This window comes from Achromobacter sp. (assembly GCF_036567245.1).
Lineage (GTDB): Bacteria > Pseudomonadota > Gammaproteobacteria > Burkholderiales > Burkholderiaceae_B > Achromobacter.
The window spans coordinates 1-16838 of the sequence record NZ_DATCUY010000414.1 but is presented as its reverse complement, the minus strand read 5'-3'; the positions used below and the strand labels follow the sequence as shown (position 1 = coordinate 16838).

The following is a 16838-nucleotide window of genomic DNA, read 5'->3' as shown; positions in this document are numbered from 1 at the left end:
GTACCACTCCTTCCCATCCCGAACAGGACAGTGAAACGACTTTGCGCCGATGATAGTGGACGGACGTCTGTGAAAGTAGGTCATCGTCAAGCTTTTATTCCGCAGAACCCCACAGGTAACCCCTGTGGGGTTTTGTCTTTGGGGCGCCCGATTGCTCACGCGATATCAGTGGACCGCACCCAATGAAAAATCCCTCGCAGGATCTTCCTGCGAGGGATTTTTTTATGCATGTCACCCGTGCGGCGCTTGCAGCCTATTGCTGCGTATATTGCTGCCGGTCTATGCCATGGCGCTGCAGTTTGTCGTAGAAGGTTTTGCGCGGAATGCCCAGGGATTCCAGGGTGGCCTTGATATCGCCTTGATGGGTCTGGAGCGCGTCGCGGATAAGTTGGGCTTCGAAGCGTTCCATCCGTTCCGGCAGGCTTTCCGCAACGCCCGAGGTGGCGGCGGTTTGCGGGGCAGGTGTATTGAGCACGCCTAGCACGACGCGTTCGGCGAAGTGCGCGAGTTCACGCACATTGCCGGGCCAATCGTGTGTCATCACGTGCTGCTTGATGGATGCCGGCATTTCGGGAATGTCGCGTTGGAAGCGGCGCGAGGCGTGGCCAAGGTAATGGGCGAACAACAGAGGGATGTCCTCGCGGCGTTCGCGCAAGGGCGGAATCCGGATGGTGACGACATTGAGCCGGTAGAACAGGTCTTCGCGGAATTTGGCGCGTATGGTCGGACTGCCCAGATCTTCCTTGGTGGCGGCGACCACCCGCAGGTCCAGGTTGCGCACTTCGTTGCTGCCCAAAGGCGTGATCTGGCGCGACTCGAGTACGCGCAGCAGCTTGACCTGGATGGCCAGCGGCATGCTTTCGATTTCATCCAGAAACAGGGTGCCGCCGCTGGCATGCTCGATGCGGCCGATGCGTTTCTTCTGGGCACCGGTGAATGCGCCGGCCTCGTGGCCGAAGAGTTCACTTTCGATCACGTTTTCAGGCAGGGCGCCGCAATTGATCGCCACCAGCGCGCGGTGCCTGCGGCGGCTCAAGCGGTGCAGCGCGGTGGCCACGACTTCCTTGCCGGTGCCGGTTTCTCCTTCGACCAGGACATCCACGTCCGCATCCGCGATATGGCGCAGCGTTTGCTTGATCCGCTGCATGGCGGGAGTGGCGCCGATGAAAGCAACCTCTTCCGCTTCGACGGCGAAGGCGGCTTCGCGCAGGCGGCGGTTTTCCAGCACCAGGTGGCGCTTTTCCGCCGCGTGCATGATGGCGGTGATCAGCCTGTCGGAGGCATAGGGTTTGGCCAGGAAATCGTAGGCGCCATCGCGCATGCACTGTACCGCGGTCGCGATGTCGCCGTGCCCGGTGATGAGGATGACAGGGATGTCGGGATCGATGTCGCGCAGGCGCTGGAATAGCTGCAAGCCGTCCATATCGGGCATGCGGATATCGCTCACGACCACGCCGTCGAAGTCGCGGTTCAGGGCCGGCAAGGCCGCGCGTGCGCTGGCATGGGCTGCCACGGTGATGCCATGGAGCTTGAGCGTCTGGGCATTGGCGCGTAGCAGTTCCTCGTCGTCGTCGATGAACACGGCGTGCGGCGCAAATGGCTGGCGCAGGCTGTCGTCGAGGGAGTTCGTCGCGTTGGATGGGGGTTCAGGCGCGCGGGTCATGATGGAGGCTCATAGCGTTGTTCTGGCCAGCCGCCTTGCGCAATGTCAGGATGAACATCGCTCCACTGCCGGGGGCATGCGGGGCGGGAAAGGCGGGATCCGAGGGGCCGGCGGCGATCAAGTCGCCGCCGAATTCGGCGACGATGTCGCGGCAGATGACCAGGCCCAGTCCCAATCCCTCGGGCTTGGTCGTGTGGAAGGGTGTGAAGAGGCGGGCACGGGCTTCCGGAGACAGGCCTGGGCCGTTGTCGCTGACGTAGATCTGCAGCGTGGCGCCCAGATCCTGCTGCGCGACGATGATGCGGCCGTCCGGTAGACCTTCCAGGGCTTCCATGGCGTTCTGCAGCAGGTTCACCAGCACCTGTTCCAGCCGCACGCGATTGGCCTGCACGTAATAGTCCTGGCCCTCGGGCGGGCGTTGCAGCACGATGCCCTGGCGCCGCGCGCGCGGCGCGACCAGCAGCAGCGCGCCTTCCAGGCAGTCTTTCAGGCTGGTCGGTCCTACCGAGGTGCCGGCCTTGCGAGAAAAGGCGCGCAATTCGCCAGTGATATGGCCTATTTTGTCAGTCAATGCGGCGATGGTGCCCAGGTTTTCCTGAGCGGAGCCATCATCCCGCCGACGCAGGAATTCGGCGGCATTGTCGGCGTAGGTGCGTATCGCGGCCACGGGCTGATTGATCTCGTGGGCGACGCCGGCGGCGACCTGACCCAGGAGGGCAAGCTTGCTGGCCTGGACCAGTTCTTCCTGCATGGTATGCAGGCGGGCGGCGGTGCGCTGGCGCTCGTCCATTTCATCGACCAGTTGTTCGTTCACCCTCAAGAGCTGAGACGTGCGTTCGTCCACCAGCGAGGCCAGCTGTTCATGGACGGCGGCCTGCTGCTCGGCGCGTTCGCGGTTGCGATGGCGGCGAAAGAGCACGAGGCCGGCAATGGCGGCCAGCGCGCTCTGTGCCAGCAATGCGCCCAGTTGTGCGTTGGCGGTGGCCTGACTGATAGCCGCTTGTACTGGCGACAGCAGGTGCAGGGTCCAGCCGGGCGATTCGACGATGGGCAGCGTGGTGTGCAGCAATGGGGCGCCGGCCGCGATCTGCGGCAGGGTTGCGTCCGCGCGGACCAGTTGGCCGTTGCTGACCGGCTGCAGCGGCGGCTTGAGCGGCAAAGGCTGGAAGAGTGCGTCGCCGAACTGCAGGCTGGTGCGCAGCGTCCGGGCCAGGGTGGGCGAGAGCGGCGCCAGCACGTCGAAGCGCCAGTCGGAGATGCTGCCCAACAACACCACGCCGTGCTCGTCGGTAACGAAGATGGGCGCATTGGACTGGCGCCAGTCGGCCTCCAGATCGCGAAAATCCACTTTCAGGACTACCACCCCCAGCATGGCGCCGTTGGCGTCGTCCACGCGGCGCGACAGGTATAGCCCGGCCTCGTGGCTGATCGTACCCAGGGCGAAATGCTCTGCCGAGCCACGGGCGACTGCGCCCTGGAAGTAGGGGCGGAACTGGTAATCGACCCCGACGAAGGTTGCGGGTTCGCGCCAATTGCTGGCCGCGATCGCCAGGCCTTTCTTGTCCAGCACATAGATCGCGGACGCGCCCACGCCGCGGCTGAGCGTGTCGAGTTTCTCGTCCAGGGATTCGATCTGCCCACGCGAGCCGCCCTGCAAGGCGGCGCGCACGTCGACGTCGCGTGTCAGGACGAAGGGCAGCGCCCGGAATTTATCCAGGTTGTTGCGCAGCAGGGCGGCGTTGATCTGCGCTGCGCCGCGCGCCTGGGCCGCCGCGTTCTTCAGGGCGCCTTCGCGCGCCCACAGCGTGGCGGCATGCAGTACCCCGAAGACGATGGCGATGCCCAGCAGGATTGCCGCCGCCCGCCAGGGCCAGGGCCAAGCGGGTGAGAGCGGACGGCGGGCCGGTCGGTTGGCCTGGTCCGGCGCGGGGCCCGGGTTGCGGGAGGAAGATCGGGTTGCCATGAGTTGTGCGGTTTTTCGCACATTCTATATCGTTTTTGTGTGAAATTCCGCCATGACGCCCTGCGTCAGTTCCTGCTTTTGGGGAAAAATTCATTTCCAATCAATGGCTTGGGATGTCCGGACGAAGCTGGCGCCGTTGGCACGGGTCTTGCATAGATAAGTCCAAGCCCCGCGGCCTCCAGTGCGGGGTGAAATGGGCCCGCGATGACACGCGCAAGCCAGAAAACAGATAACGCCCCGTCGCCCGCGCTGAACCGCCCGGAGCAAGGGGCCTTGGTGGGGACAAATCCCAATGATCGACGTGGATCAAGTCGCGCCTGCGCGCAAGCTCAAGTTCTATCAAATCCTCTATGTACAGGTGATTTTCGCCATCGTGGTGGGCGTACTGCTGGGCGCGTTCAAGCCCGAACTCGGCCAGCAGATGCAGCCGCTGGGCGACGCCTTCATCAAACTGGTGAAGATGATCATCGCGCCAGTCATCTTCCTGACCGTGGCCACCGGCATCGCCGCAATGAGCGACCTGAAGAAGGTCGGCCGCGTGGCAGGCAAGGCCATGCTGTATTTCCTGGTGTTCTCCACGCTTGCGCTGATCGTGGGCATGATCGTCAGTCATATCGTCCAGCCGGGCGCCGGCATGCACATCGACCCCAGGACCCTGGACGAGAAGGCAGTGTCGGGCTACGTAGCCAAGGCGCATGACTCGACCATCACGGGCTTTCTGATGAACGTGATCCCGACCACGATCTTCAGTCCGTTCGTAGGCGGCGATATCCTCCAGGTGCTGTTCGTGGCGGTGTTGTTCGGCATCGCGCTGGCCATGGTGGGCGAACGCGGCCAGCCGATACTGAACTTCATGACCGCGCTGGCCCAGCCGGTTTTCAAGCTGGTGGCGATCCTGATGAAGGCCGCTCCCATCGGCGCTTTCGGCGCGATGGCCTTCACCATCGGCAAGTACGGCATCAAGTCCGTGATCAACCTGGCGATGCTGGTGGGTACCTTCTACGCCACCTCGGTGCTGTTCGTGGTCGTGGTGCTGGGCTTGGTCGCCCGCTACAACGGCTTCTCGATCCTGAAGCTGGTGCGCTACATCCGCGAAGAGCTGCTGCTGGTGCTGGGCACCAGCTCGTCCGAGGCTGCGCTGCCCACGCTGATGCAGAAGATGGAGCGGGCCGGGTGCTCGAAGTCGGTGGTGGGGTTGGTCGTGCCGACCGGCTATTCGTTCAACCTGGACGGGACCAATATCTACATGACGATGGCGGCCTTGTTCATTGCGCAGGCTTGCGACATTCCGCTGTCGCTGGGCGACCAGATCCTGCTGCTGCTGGTCGCGATGCTGAGCTCCAAGGGCGCGGCGGGCGTGACCGGCGCGGGCTTCATCACCCTGGCCGCCACCCTGTCGGTGGTGCCTTCCGTGCCGGTCGCCGGCATGGCGCTGATCCTGGGCGTGGACCGCTTCATGTCGGAATGCCGCGCGCTGACCAACCTGGTCGGCAACGCGACCGCCACCGTGGTCGTGGCGCGCTGGGAAGGGGAACTGGATCAGGAGCAACTGCATGCAGCTCTTGAGGGCGAGCTCCAGCCCGCGCCTGTTCCTGCCCCAGCTCCGGCTTACGAGGCGCCCGGCAAGGCTGGCGCTGTGGTCATGGGCCAGCCGATGCAGCAGGGCTGAAACGACGCAAAGCGGAAGTCGCCCGCACGCTGTCCGCATCTGCTGATGTGGGCGGCAGCCCGCAACAGAGGGGCTGCCTGGCGACGAAAAAATCCCCCGGACCGCGAGGTTCCGGGGGATTTTTTCAACTGGACGCCGCGACTCTCAGGGCACCTGAATACCCGCCGCACGCAACAGGTTCGCGGTTTCGAACAAGGGCAGGCCCATTACGCCGGTATAGCTGCCGGCGATATGCGATATGAACGTGCCTGCCAGGCCCTGGATGCCATAGGCGCCGGCCTTGCCGTAGGGTTCGCCGCTGTCGCAGTAGCGGCCGATTTCCTCGTCCGTCAGGTCGCGCATGCGGACCTCGGTGATGGATACGGCTTCCAGCAACCGGTTTCCGGTCCAGACGGCGACGGCGGTGTGCACTTCGTGCGCGGAGCCCAACAGGGCGCGCAGGATGCGCATGGCGTCGTCGCGGTCGGCGGGCTTGCCCAGGACCGCACCCGCCAGGATGACCGTGGTGTCGGCAGCCAGCAGGGGCAGTTGCCGCAGATCCTGGCCGAGCATCCAGTCGCGGCCGCGCAAGGCCTTGTCCCGCGCGGTGCGCAGGACGTAGTCGGCTGCGCTTTCGCCGGGATGTTGCGGTTCGTCCTCGCCCGGTGGGGCAGGCACGAGCAGGACTTCGTGGACCAGGCCGATCTGGGTCAGCAGCTCGCGCCGCCGGGGACTGGCGGAGGCAAGGTAAAGGCGCGCGGGCGTTGCGGTGTCGGTCATGCGTGAGCGAAAAAGGTGCGCGCCGGTCCAGCGGTCAGGCGCGGTGATAGGGGTGGTTGGTCATGATGGCCCAGGCGCGGTAGAGCTGTTCGGCCAGCACTACGCGCACCATGGGGTGCGGCAGCGTCAGCGAGGACAGGCGCAACTGCCCGGCACAGGAAGCCTTCAGGCCGGCATCCAGCCCGTCCGGGCCGCCGACGAGAAAGGCGACATCCTGGCCGCCGGCGCGCCATTGCTCCAGCTTTTGCGACAAGGCCATGGTGGTGAGGTCGCGTCCGCGCTCGTCCAGCGCCAGGCGCAGGGCGCTGGCGGGCAGGGCGGCTTCGATCCGCTTGGCTTCGGCCGCCATCATCTGGGCGGGCGTCTTGCCGGTGGTACGGGGCTCAGGCTTGATTTCGCGCAGTTCCAGCGCGCAGTCGGCCGGCAGGCGCTTGGCGTAGTCATCCCAGGCGGTTTGCACCCAGTCCGGCATCCGCGTGCCCACGGCCGCGACGATCAGCTTCACGGCGCGCTCAGTACTCGGCGTCGTGCGCACCGTCGTTGGCGACCGGCGCGGGGCGGGTGGATTCGGGCAGGAGTTTCACGCGCACCGGCTTGCCGCCCCAGATCTCTTCCAGGTTGTAGTACTGGCGGATGGCGGGCTGCATGATGTGCACGACCACGTCGCCCAGGTCCACCACAACCCATTCGCCGGTGTCTTCGCCTTCGATGGTGATGCCGGAGAGATCGAGCGCACGGCCGCGGTCCGCCACGCTGGAAGCGAGGGCGCGGGTCTGGCGGTTGGAGGTGGCACTTGCAATCACGACGCGATCGAACAGGCTGGTCAGATGCGTGGTGTTGTAGACCTTGATGTCTTGCGCCTTGACGTCTTCGAGGGCGTCGATGACGGCGCGTTGGAGTTTTTGTATATCCATAGCTGCAAATATAACCCGCGCGTGGACAGCGGATGCTGGCCCCGTGACGCTTTCAGCGCCCGGCGGGTGAGGGTTTATCGGTAAAGATGGTGCGTCGCAATATAAGCGGCGACCGGTGCGGCAAGCAGGCCTTCGGTGGATACGCCTTGCGCCAGGCGCTGGCGGATCTGCGAGGCCGAAACCGCCATGGGAGCGAAAGGCAGTTCCTGCAGTTCGCGCCCCAGGCTGTGCAGGTGCTCGGCCAGCGCTGGCGGGGCGCTGAGGGCGGTGCCGGGACGGGTGGCGACGGCCAGGTCAACCAGGCTGGAAATGTCCTGCCAGTCGCGCCAGGTGCAGAAATTCGCCAGTTGGTCGGTGCCCAGCAACCAGACATAGCGCGCGTCCTGGGGCAGGGCGCGCAGGGTGTCTATGGTGTAGGTCGCGCCGCCGCGTTCGATCTCGATGGGATTGACGCTCAGGCCCGCGTGGCCGGCGATGGCCAGCTGCAGCATGTCGCGGCGCTGTCCGGCCGTGGCGTGCAGCGCCGCGCGCTGCCAGGGATTGGCCGCCGGAATGAGCTGCACCTCGGCCAGGCCCAGGGTCTGCAAGGCATTCTGCGCCAAGGCGATGTGCGCGACGTGGACGGGGTCGAAACTGCCGCCCAGGAGGCCGATGCGCTTCAAACCCAGTCCCGCGGTTTCAGGTAAGCGGCCAATTCTGCTTCCGGCGTGCCTGCTTCTGGCTGCCAGTCATAGCGCCACTGCGCCAGCGGCGGCATGGACAGCAGGATCGATTCGGTGCGTCCGCCGGACTGCAGGCCGAACAGCGTGCCGCGGTCGAAGACCAGGTTGAATTCGACGTAGCGACCGCGGCGGTAGGCCTGGAAATCGCGTTCGCGTTCGCCGTAGGCCTGGCCCCGGCGGCGCTCCACGATCGGCATGTAGGCTGGCAGGAAGGCGTCGCCCACCGAGCGGGTCAGGGCGAACGAGGCGTCAAATCCGGGCGCATTCAGGTCGTCGTAGAAAATGCCGCCGACGCCGCGCATTTCATTGCGGTGTTTGAGGAAGAAATAGTCGTCGCACCAGCGCTTGTAGCGCGGGTAGTAGTCGGCCCCGTGACCGGCCAGCGCATCGTGGCAGGTGGCGTGGAAATGGCGGGCGTCTTCCTCGTACGGGTAGTAGGGCGTCAGGTCGATGCCGCCGCCGAACCAGAAAACGTCGGCCTCGTCGTGCCCGGGCCGGGCGGCCGCCAGAAACATGCGCACGTTCATGTGCGTGGTGGGCACGTGGGGGTTGCGTGGGTGCAGCACCATGGACACGCCCATGGCTTCCCATGAGCGGCCGGCCAATTCGGGGCGGTGCGCGCTGGCCGACGGCGGCAGCTTGTTGCCCTGGACGTGGCTGAACAGCACGCCGGCGCGCTCGAACAGCGAGCCGCCTTCCAGCAGGCGCGACAGCCCGCCGCCGCCTTCGGGGCGAACCCACTCGTCGCTGCGGAAGGACGCGCCTTCAGCGGCTTCCAGGGCGCCGACGATGCGGGCCTGCAAGCCGGTGAGGTAGTCCCGGACGGAGGAGACGGGCAAGGCGTTCATTGCGGTTCCGGCTAGGCGTTGGGCTTGGTCTTCTGTTGCGACGGCTTGAGTGCGCGCCAGCCGATGTCGCTGCGGTACTGGCGGCCGTCGAAGTGGATGCCGTCGATTGCTTCGTAGACGCGGTCGCGGGCCATCTTGACGGAATCGCCCAGCGCCGTGACGCACAGCACGCGGCCGCCGGTGGTCTTCACTTCGTCGCCGTCGAGCTGGGTGGCAGCGTGGAACACCATGCAGTCCTCGGCGTCGGCGGGCAGGCCGCGGATGACGTCGCCGGTGCGCGGCGTGTTGGGGTAGTTGTGTGCGGCCAGCACGGCGCCCAAGGCGGTGCGGCGGTCCCAGATGATGTCGGCCTGGTCGAGCGTGCCGTCGACGGCGTGCTCCAGGGCGTCCAGCAGGTCGCTCTTGACGCGCATCATGATGGGCTGGGTTTCCGGGTCGCCCATGCGGCAGTTGAATTCCAGGGTCTTGATCCCGCGGTCGGGATCGTCGCCCGGGGCGATCATCAAGCCGGCATAGAGAAAGCCCGTGTACGGGATGCCGTCACGCGTCATGCCTTGCACGGTCGGCAGGATGATTTCGCGCATGATGCGGTGGTGCAGTTCCGGGGTGACGATGGGCGCGGGCGAATACGCGCCCATGCCGCCGGTATTGGGGCCCTGATCGCCGTCCTGCAGGCGCTTGTGGTCCTGGCTGGTGGCCAGGGCCAGCACGTTGCGGCCGTCGCACATGACGATGAAGCTGGCTTCCTCGCCCACCAGGCATTCCTCGATGACGACGCGCGCGCCGGCGGCGCCCATGGAGCCGTCGCCCAGCATGGCGTCCACGGCGGCATGCGCTTCTTCCAGCGTGGCGGCGACCACGACGCCCTTGCCCGCGGCCAGGCCATCGGCCTTGATCACGATGGGGGCGCCTTCCTGGTCGATGTAGGCGTGCGCCAGGGCCGGGTCGGTGAAGGTTTCGTAGCGGGCGGTCGGGATGTTGTGCCGGACCATGAAGGCCTTGGCGTAGTCCTTCGAGCTTTCCAGCTGGGCGGCGGCCTTGGTCGGGCCGAAGATCTTCAGGCCGCGGGCGCGGAACACGTCGACCACGCCGGCGGCCAGGGGGGCCTCGGGGCCGACGACGGTCAGGGCGACGCCTTCGCGTTGCACGAAATCAGCCAATTCCTCGGCATTGGTGAACGGGATGTTCTCGATCTGTTCGGCGCGTTGGGTGCCGCCGTTGCCCGGAGCGACGTATACCTTGTGGACCCGCGGGGAGCGGACCAGCCGCCAGGCGAGAGCATGTTCGCGGCCGCCAGAGCCAATTACCAGGAGTTTCATGTTGCGTGGTTCTTAAGGTTGCCAGTCGAGCGCCGCAAGGCGCCAGCCCGTGGAGTAGGCCAGGGAGCCGGGCGGGCCCGGATCTGGTGACAGCGTGGCGCCGGAAGGCAGGACCCATCCGACGCCAGGGGTAATGGGATTACTGCGCTTCGTCGAAAACGACGTTCGTATAGACTTCCTGCACGTCGTCCAGACCTTCCAGGGCGTCGAGCAGTTTCTGCATCTTGATGGCGTCTTCGCCAGCGAGTTCGGTCTCGTTCAAGGCCTTCATGACGATGCCGTCCACTTCGGCTTTCAGGCCGGCAGCGTCGAAAGCGCTGCGCACGGTGGCGTAGTCGGCCGGTGCGCAGACCACTTCGATCACGCCTTCTTCGTCGGTCGTCACGTCTTCGGCGCCAGCTTCGAGGGCGGCTTCCATGACCTTGTCTTCCGAGGTGCCGGGGGCGAACACGAACTGGCCGCAATGCTTGAACATGAAGGCGACCGAGCCTTCCTGGCCCAGGTTGCCGCCGTTCTTGGCGAAGGCGTGGCGCACTTCCGCCACGGTGCGGGTGCGGTTGTCGGTCATGCAGTCGACGATCACGGCCGCGCCGCCGATGCCGTAACCCTCGTAGCGGACTTCCTCGTAGGCCTCGCCGTCGGCGCCACCCGCGCCGCGCTGGATGGCGCGCTGGATGTTGTCCTTGGGCATGTTGGCGTCGGTGGCCTTGTCCCAGGCCATGCGCAGGCGCGGGTTGCTGTCCGGGTCCGGGCCGCCGGCACGCGCCGCCACGGTTATTTCACGAATGATCTTGGTCCAGAGCTTTCCACGCTTGGCGTCTTGGCGCCCTTTGCGGTGCTGAATATTGGCCCATTTGCTGTGTCCGGCCATGGCTTCCCAGGGTAAATTGTCTGCAAAGAGGGCATTTTACCGTGCCGGCGTCCGGCGCGCCCGGGGGCGGACCGCATGTGTCCATATTGCCACGCGCACAAGCGGCGCGGCAGGCTCTACACTTGGACATCCATCTGATTCCCTGGTCCGGAGAGCTGCACATGCCCAACCCCATCGTCATCGCCAAGAATGCACAGACCGAGTTGGCGCTGCTGCCTGCCCTGGCCAATCGCCACGGCTGCATTACCGGGGCCACGGGTACCGGCAAGACCGTCACCCTGCAGGTCCTGGCGGAATCCTTCTCCCGTATGGGCACGCCGGTGTTCATGGCTGACGTCAAGGGCGACCTGACTGGTATTTCCCAGGCTGGCGCGGGCACCCCCAAGCTGCTGGAGCGCCTGAAGAACCTGGGCCTGAGCGAACCGGCCTGGGCGGCCAGCCCGGTCACGCTGTGGGACGTGTTCGGCGAGCAGGGGCTGCCGGTGCGGGCCACCGTGTCGGACATGGGGCCACTGCTGCTGTCCCGCATCCTGGAATTGAACGACACGCAGGAGGGCGTGCTGACGCTGGTATTCAAGGTCGCCGACGACGAAGGCCAACTGCTGCTGGACCTGAAGGACCTGCGCGCCATGCTGCAGAACGTCGCCGATCGCGCCTCGGACCTGAAAACGCGATACGGCAATGTGTCCTCCGCCAGCATAGGCGCCATCCAGCGCGGTCTGCTGGCCCTGGAATCGCAGGGCGCGGAGAAATTCTTCGGCGAACCCATGCTGGACGTGGCCGACCTGATGCGCACGGACACGCAGGGGCGCGGCATGGTCAATGTGCTGGCCGCCGACAAGCTGATGCAGGCGCCGCGCCTGTACGCCATCTTCCTGCTGTGGCTGCTGGCGGACCTGTACGAGAAGCTGCCCGAAGTGGGCGACATGGACCAGCCCAAGCTGGTGTTTTTCTTCGACGAAGCCCACCTGCTGTTCAATGACGCCCCTGCCGCGCTGCTGAACAAGATCGAACAGGTGGTGCGCCTGGTCCGTTCCAAGGGCGTGGGCGTCTATTTCGTGACCCAGAATCCGCTGGACATCCCCGACACCGTGCTGGGGCAGTTGGGCAATCGCGTCCAGCACGCCTTGCGGGCGTTCACCCCACGCGACCAGAAGGCCGTGAAGACGGCCGCCCAGACGATGCGTCCCAATCCGGGGCTGGACATCGAGGCGGCCATCACCGAGTTGGGCGTGGGCGAGGCGCTAGTGTCGCTGCTGGACCCCAAGGGGCGGCCGATGCCGACCGAACGCGCCTATATCGTGCCGCCGGCAAGCCGGATCGGCCCCGCGACCGACGCCGAACGGCAATCGCTGCGCCAGGGCAGTCCGCTGGCGTCCAAGTATGAAAAGGCCATCGACCGGGAGTCTGCCTACGAAGTGCTGGCCGGGCGCGCGGCCAAACCGGCGGATCAGGCCGGCGCGGCGAAGAATGGTTCCGCGCAGCCCGAAGGCAAGGGCGCAGCGGAAGAGTCGGGCGGTGGCCTCATGGATAGCCTGAACGAAGTCCTGTTCGGGTCGACCGGCCCGCGCGGCGGCAAGCGCGATGGCGTCGTGCAGACCATGGCCAAGAGCACGGTCCGGTCGATCGCGCGCGAGCTGACCCGAGGCATATTGGGCTCCTTGCTGGGCTCGAAAGGCCGGCGTTGAATCCCTGGTCCGGCGCGCCCGCAGCATGCCGCTGGCGCGTCCGATCGGGGCCGTATCGGGAGTAACATTCTCGTGCAATGATAAGGAGGCTGCGCGTGGCCCGTGAGACCCGTGGTCGCGCGCAATGCATCCAAGGAAAACAAAGGAAGACGTGGTGGCAAAGAAACACAAGATTGCGGTGATTCCTGGAGACGGGATCGGCAAGGAAGTCGTGCCCGAGGGCTTGAAGGTACTGGACGCGGTCGCAACGCGATTCGGCATCGATTTCCAGTGGGACCATTTCGACTGGAGCTGCGACTACTACGCCCAGCACGGCAAGATGATGCCGGACGACTGGCAGGCGCAGATCGGCCAGCATGAAGCGATTTTCTTCGGTTCCATCGGCTGGCCCGCCACGGTGCCAGACCACGAAGCGCTGTGGGGGTCGCTGTTCAAGTTCCGCCGCGAGTTCGATCAGTACATCAACTTGCGCCCGGTGCGCCTGATGCCTGGCGTACCTTCCCCGCTGAAGGACCGCCAGCCGGGCGAGATCGACTTCTTCATCGTGCGCGAGAACACGGAAGGCGAATACTCCAACAGCGGCGGCCGCCTGTTCGCAGGCACCGAGCGCGAAGTGGTCATCCAGGAAAGCGTATTCACGCGCATCGGCGCCGACCGCGTCCTCAAGTTCGCCTTCGAACTGGCGCAGAAGCGTGGCAAGCATCTGACCGCGGCGACCAAGTCCAACGGCATTTCCATTTCGATGCCTTGGTGGGACGAGCGCGTGGCCGATATGGCCGGGAAGTACCCGGACGTGCGCTGGGACAAGTACCACATCGACATCCTGTGCGCGCATTTCGTGCAGCATCCGGACTGGTTCGACGTGGTGGTGGCTTCCAATCTGTTTGGCGACATCCTGTCCGACCTGGGCCCGGCCTGCACGGGCACCATCGGCATCGCGCCTTCGGCCAACCTGAACCCGGAACGCAAGTTCCCGTCCTTGTTCGAGCCGGTACACGGTTCGGCGCCGGACATCTACGGCAAGGGCATCGCCAATCCGATCGGACAGATCTGGAGCGGCGCGCTGATGCTGGATTTCCTGGGTTATCCGGACGCTTCGGCGGCAGTGGTCAAGGCTATCGAAACCGTCCTGGCGGAAGGTCCCCGCACCCGGGACATGAAGGGCACCGCCTCCACCGCCGACGTCGGCAGCGCGATTGCCGCGCTGATCGCGGCGGGCTGAGGCAGACGGCTCGCAAGGCCCCCAGGCTAGTTCATGGACGATTCTGTCTTTTCCTCCTCCGCCGCCCATGTGGGCAGCGGACGGGCCGACCGTTTTGTGCGCAAACTGTTCCGCATGCTGCGGTCGCGCACGCAAAGGCATAACCAGCACTTGTGGCCCTTCGTCCGGATCTGGCGGGATAGGTCGGGCGCGATCGGCGGCTTTCGCGCTTTTGGCCGGCCGCAGCCGGTCACGCCTCTTGCCCAGGGATACGATCCCGCCGACGAGGAAATACATCTGATCCTGAGCGGTCCATCGGTCAGCCAGATACCCTACGACCGGCTGGACATCCGTGCGGCGATGGGCGTGAACGGCGCCATTGTGCTGGCGCGCAAGTTCGACCTGCCGTTCAAGTATTACTGCATCATCGACCAGAACTTCGTCCGCGAGCGTATCGACCTGGTGCGCGAGATCGTGTCGCGAGACCTGACTCTGTACGTGCTGCCCGAGGTCCTGCGCTATATCATGCAGGGACTGCCGCAGGAGGCGATCCGCTGCCGCATCTGCGTCATCGAACTGATTGCCGAACGGGCCTACCAGCGCATTTCCGCGCCGGCCGTGCTCCAGCGCATGGCGGCGGCCTCGCCTGACGTGCAGTTGCTGGATGCGAAGCGGGGCATGGGATTCAGCTTCAATGTGGAGCTGGGCGTGTTCGATGCCGATACCGTGGCGTATGCCGCCCTGCAGGTGCTGGTGTCCAGCGGCGCCCGCAAGGTCTATGCGCACGGGCTGGATCTGACGCTGCAAAATGGTTTGCGCTTCTATGACGAAGGGCAGACGCCGCAGGCCAGCAGGCTGGCGCGCAAGTTCTCGCACCTGATCGAACCGTCGTTCCGCTTCGCCGCCGCGCAATGGCGCGCCCGCGGTATCTCGGTGCTCAACCTGTCGCCCGTCAGTGCCTTGCCGGCCGACATCATCGAGCGCGCTGACTGGCAGGTCTTGCTGAAGGAATAGGTTTTCTTGCGGCCCGATCCCGGACACAACGGTCCGGGACCAGGCCCGCCACGCCTCAGTGGGCGCCTGCCGCCGCTTCGGCCGCGCCGCCGCCGCCAGCCTTGGCCGAACGTGGACGGGCGAACCAGACCAGGCCGGTCAGGGCCAGGAAGATGATGGCGGAGGCGTAGAACACGTCCACCGCCGACATGGTGAAGGCCTGCGTATTGATCAGTCCGTCCACCATGGTCAGGGCTTGCTGATGCGTCATGCCCAACCCGTTCTGCAGCGCCGCCATGGTCTGGTCGAACGCCTGCTGGCCGGGCTTGGCGACTTCGGTCAGCTGCGAGTGGTGCATGGTCGCGCGGTTTTCCCACAGCGTGGTGGCGATGGACGTGCCGAACGCGCCCGCCGTCAAACGCAGGAAGTTCGACAGGCCTGAGGCCGCGGGAATGCGCCACGGTTCGATGCCGGACAGCGTGATCGAGGTCAGCGGCACGAAGAATGTCGCCATGGCTGCGCCCTGAATGATGGTCGGGACCATCAGCGTGCGGACGTCGGTCTGCGTGTTGAATCCCGAACGCATGAAGCACACCAGCGCAAAGATCAGGAACGCCACCGTCGCGATCTGCCGCGGGTCGCGCGTGGCCAGCATCTTGCCGACGATGGGCGTCAGCAGGATCGCCAACAGACCCACTGGCGCGGTCACCAGCCCCGCGTAGGTCGCGGTATAGCCCATATTGCTCTGCAGCCATAGCGGCAGCAGCACGACGTTGCCGAAGAAGACGCCGTAGGCCACCGCCAGCGTCAGCGCGCCAACCGTGAAGTTGCGGATCTTGAAGAGGCGCAGGTCTACCACCGGGTGCGCGTCGGTCAGTTCCCAGATCAGGAAAAAGACGAAAGCGACGAAGGCAGTCGCAGCCAGCGCAATGATGGTGCCGCTGGCGAACCAGTCCAGCTCCTTGCCCTTGTCCAGCATGATTTGCAGCGCGCCCACCCACAGCACCAGCAGCGCCAGGCCGACCTTGTCGATCGGCAGCTTGCGCGTGACCGATTCCCGGTCGCCATAGATGCGCCAACTGATCCAGGCGGCCAGCAGGCCCACTGGCACGTTGATGTAGAAGATCCAGGGCCAGGTGTAGTTGTCGGAGATCCAGCCGCCCAGCAAAGGCCCGGCGACCGGTGCGACCAGCGTGGTCATGGACCAGACCGCCAGCGCCATGCCCGCCTTGGACTTGGGAAAGCTCGCCAGCATCAGCGCTTGCGACAGCGGGATCATGGGGCCGGCGACCGCGCCTTGCAGCACGCGGAATGCGATCAGCGCCTCGAGCGAAGGCGCAAAGCCGCACAGCCATGACGCCAGCACGAACAGCAGCGTTGAAACCAGGAACAGGCGCACCTGCCCGAAGCGTTGCGTGAGCCAGCCCGTGAGCGGCACCGTGATCGCGTTGGCCACGGCGAAGGAAGTGATGACCCAGGTGCCCTGGCTGGTGCTGACGCCCAGGTCGCCCGAGATGGTGGGAATGGACACGTTCGCGATCGAAGTGTCGAGCACGTTCATGAACACCGCCGTGGACAGCGCGATGGACCCGATGATGCGGGTCGCGCCTTCCAGTGGCGGGTAACCGCCAGGCGGGGGCGCCGGCTGGGCGGCGGGCTGTTTGGTTGCGCTCATGATGCGAGGTTGGCCTCGATGATCTTGCTGATCATGGTGTCGACTTCATCGTGGGCCGGCTCGAAGGCGCGCGTCGACCAGACCGGCTCCTTGCGTTCGGCCTGCGTCAGCGGTTCGCCTTCCTGCTTGCCCACGTCCACTTCCACGTCCATGGACAGGCCCACGCGCAACGGGTGCTTCTTCAGGTCTTCGGGATCCAGCGCAATGCGCACCGGCACGCGCTGCACCACCTTGATCCAGTTGCCGGTGGCGTTCTGGGCGGGCAGCAGGGCGAAGGCGCTGCCCGTGCCGGCGTCCAGTCCGGCGATGGTGCCGTGGTAAGTGACCGAGCTGCCGTACAGGTCCGCAACCATCTTGGCCGGCTGGCCGATGCGCATCTTGCGCAGCTGGCCTTCCTTGAAGTTGGCTTCGATCCACACCTGATCCAGCGGCACGACCGTCATCAGGGCAGAACCGGGCGCCACGCGCTGGCCGACCTGCACGCTGCGCCGGGCCACCACGCCGCCCACCGGGGCGGGCAGCACGGTGCGCGATTGCGCCAGCCAGGCGTTGC

Annotated in this window: 15 protein-coding genes and 1 rRNA gene; 5 read left to right on the top strand and 11 right to left on the bottom strand. The window is 65.6% G+C overall.

What is annotated here, in order from left to right; all coding sequences use genetic code 11:
- Positions 1-92, top strand: a 5S ribosomal RNA gene (rrf, locus tag VIR09_RS17760); the annotation flags it as partial.
- 161 nt (positions 93-253) lie between these two features.
- Here rrf and VIR09_RS17755 read toward each other — a convergent pair.
- Entirely contained in the window at positions 254-1663 is a 1410-nt protein-coding gene (locus VIR09_RS17755) for a sigma-54 dependent transcriptional regulator (protein WP_332014065.1), read from the bottom strand.
- Positions 1647-3626, bottom strand: coding sequence for a sensor histidine kinase (locus VIR09_RS17750; RefSeq protein ID WP_332014064.1), 1980 nt, complete (start codon positions 3624-3626; stop codon positions 1647-1649). Before VIR09_RS17750 ends, VIR09_RS17755 begins: the two co-directional genes overlap by 17 nt.
- 292 nt (positions 3627-3918) lie before the next feature.
- Between VIR09_RS17750 and VIR09_RS17745 the strand changes: the two genes are divergently transcribed.
- Positions 3919-5295 (top strand): dicarboxylate/amino acid:cation symporter, encoded by a 1377-nt coding sequence (locus tag VIR09_RS17745; protein WP_332014063.1) that lies wholly within the window; start codon positions 3919-3921, stop codon positions 5293-5295.
- Between the two features lie 144 nt (positions 5296-5439).
- Here VIR09_RS17745 and VIR09_RS17740 read toward each other — a convergent pair whose 3' ends face one another.
- From VIR09_RS17740 to VIR09_RS17710, 7 genes are all read right to left on the bottom strand, one after another.
- Positions 5440-6054: a Maf family protein gene (locus VIR09_RS17740; protein ID WP_332014062.1), complete on the bottom strand. Its 615-nt coding sequence runs from the start codon at positions 6052-6054 to the stop codon at positions 5440-5442.
- A 34-nt stretch (positions 6055-6088) separates the two neighbouring features.
- Positions 6089-6559, bottom strand: coding sequence for a 23S rRNA (pseudouridine(1915)-N(3))-methyltransferase RlmH (gene rlmH, locus VIR09_RS17735; protein ID WP_013392760.1), 471 nt, complete (start codon positions 6557-6559; stop codon positions 6089-6091).
- Positions 6560-6566: 7 nt separating this feature from the next.
- Positions 6567-6968 carry a ribosome silencing factor gene (rsfS, locus tag VIR09_RS17730; protein WP_013392761.1) on the bottom strand — a complete coding sequence of 134 codons (402 nt, stop codon included), beginning with the start codon at positions 6966-6968 and terminating at the stop codon, positions 6567-6569.
- 74 nt (positions 6969-7042) lie between these two features.
- On the bottom strand, positions 7043-7630 hold the full coding sequence (gene nadD / locus VIR09_RS17725) for a nicotinate (nicotinamide) nucleotide adenylyltransferase (RefSeq protein WP_332014061.1): 588 nt from the start codon (positions 7628-7630) through the stop codon (positions 7043-7045).
- A complete protein-coding gene (gene hemF, locus VIR09_RS17720; protein ID WP_332014060.1) occupies positions 7627-8538 on the bottom strand; it encodes an oxygen-dependent coproporphyrinogen oxidase in 912 nt (303 codons plus the stop codon). The genes nadD and hemF overlap by 4 nt, the downstream gene beginning before the upstream one ends.
- Before the next feature lie 11 nt (positions 8539-8549).
- Positions 8550-9857, bottom strand: a complete 1308-nt coding sequence (gene purD, locus VIR09_RS17715; protein WP_332014059.1) for a phosphoribosylamine--glycine ligase — start codon at positions 9855-9857, stop codon at positions 8550-8552.
- A 139-nt stretch (positions 9858-9996) separates the two neighbouring features.
- A complete protein-coding gene (locus VIR09_RS17710) occupies positions 9997-10728 on the bottom strand; it encodes a YebC/PmpR family DNA-binding transcriptional regulator (protein ID WP_332014058.1) in 732 nt (243 codons plus the stop codon).
- Positions 10729-10889: 161 nt separating this feature from the next.
- Between VIR09_RS17710 and VIR09_RS17705 the strand changes: the two genes are divergently transcribed.
- The 3 genes from VIR09_RS17705 (at position 10890) to VIR09_RS17695 (ending at position 14631) form a co-directional block, all read left to right on the top strand.
- On the top strand, positions 10890-12416 hold the full coding sequence (locus VIR09_RS17705; RefSeq protein WP_332014057.1) for a helicase HerA-like C-terminal domain-containing protein: 1527 nt from the start codon (positions 10890-10892) through the stop codon (positions 12414-12416).
- A gap of 154 nt (positions 12417-12570) precedes the next feature.
- Positions 12571-13638 (top strand): tartrate dehydrogenase, encoded by a 1068-nt coding sequence (locus VIR09_RS17700; RefSeq protein WP_332014056.1) that lies wholly within the window; start codon positions 12571-12573, stop codon positions 13636-13638.
- Positions 13639-13671: 33 nt separating this feature from the next.
- On the top strand, positions 13672-14631 hold the full coding sequence (locus VIR09_RS17695; RefSeq protein ID WP_332014055.1) for a hypothetical protein: 960 nt from the start codon (positions 13672-13674) through the stop codon (positions 14629-14631).
- A 55-nt stretch (positions 14632-14686) separates the two neighbouring features.
- Here VIR09_RS17695 and VIR09_RS17690 read toward each other — a convergent pair whose 3' ends face one another.
- Both VIR09_RS17690 and VIR09_RS17685 read right to left on the bottom strand, forming a co-directional pair.
- Positions 14687-16285: a DHA2 family efflux MFS transporter permease subunit gene (locus VIR09_RS17690; RefSeq protein ID WP_332014054.1), complete on the bottom strand. Its 1599-nt coding sequence runs from the start codon at positions 16283-16285 to the stop codon at positions 14687-14689.
- Positions 16282-16838: HlyD family efflux transporter periplasmic adaptor subunit (locus tag VIR09_RS17685; protein WP_332014053.1), on the bottom strand; the 557-nt coding region annotated here is incomplete at its 5' end. The genes VIR09_RS17690 and VIR09_RS17685, both read right to left, overlap by 4 nt.

Coding starts and splice junctions, on each gene's coding strand:
- VIR09_RS17710 (WP_332014058.1), bottom strand. CDS start 10,728: ATGGCCGGACACAGCAAATGGGCCAATATTCAGCACCGCAAAGGGCGC.
- VIR09_RS17750 (WP_332014064.1), bottom strand. CDS start 3,626: ATGGCAACCCGATCTTCCTCCCGCAACCCGGGCCCCGCGCCGGACCAG.
- VIR09_RS17740 (WP_332014062.1), bottom strand. CDS start 6,054: ATGACCGACACCGCAACGCCCGCGCGCCTTTACCTTGCCTCCGCCAGT.
- VIR09_RS17690 (WP_332014054.1), bottom strand. CDS start 16,285: ATGAGCGCAACCAAACAGCCCGCCGCCCAGCCGGCGCCCCCGCCTGGC.
- hemF (WP_332014060.1), bottom strand. CDS start 8,538: ATGAACGCCTTGCCCGTCTCCTCCGTCCGGGACTACCTCACCGGCTTG.
- VIR09_RS17745 (WP_332014063.1), top strand. CDS start 3,919: ATGATCGACGTGGATCAAGTCGCGCCTGCGCGCAAGCTCAAGTTCTAT.
- VIR09_RS17695 (WP_332014055.1), top strand. CDS start 13,672: ATGGACGATTCTGTCTTTTCCTCCTCCGCCGCCCATGTGGGCAGCGGA.
- VIR09_RS17755 (WP_332014065.1), bottom strand. CDS start 1,663: ATGACCCGCGCGCCTGAACCCCCATCCAACGCGACGAACTCCCTCGAC.
- VIR09_RS17705 (WP_332014057.1), top strand. CDS start 10,890: ATGCCCAACCCCATCGTCATCGCCAAGAATGCACAGACCGAGTTGGCG.
- rsfS (WP_013392761.1), bottom strand. CDS start 6,968: ATGGATATACAAAAACTCCAACGCGCCGTCATCGACGCCCTCGAAGAC.
- purD (WP_332014059.1), bottom strand. CDS start 9,857: ATGAAACTCCTGGTAATTGGCTCTGGCGGCCGCGAACATGCTCTCGCC.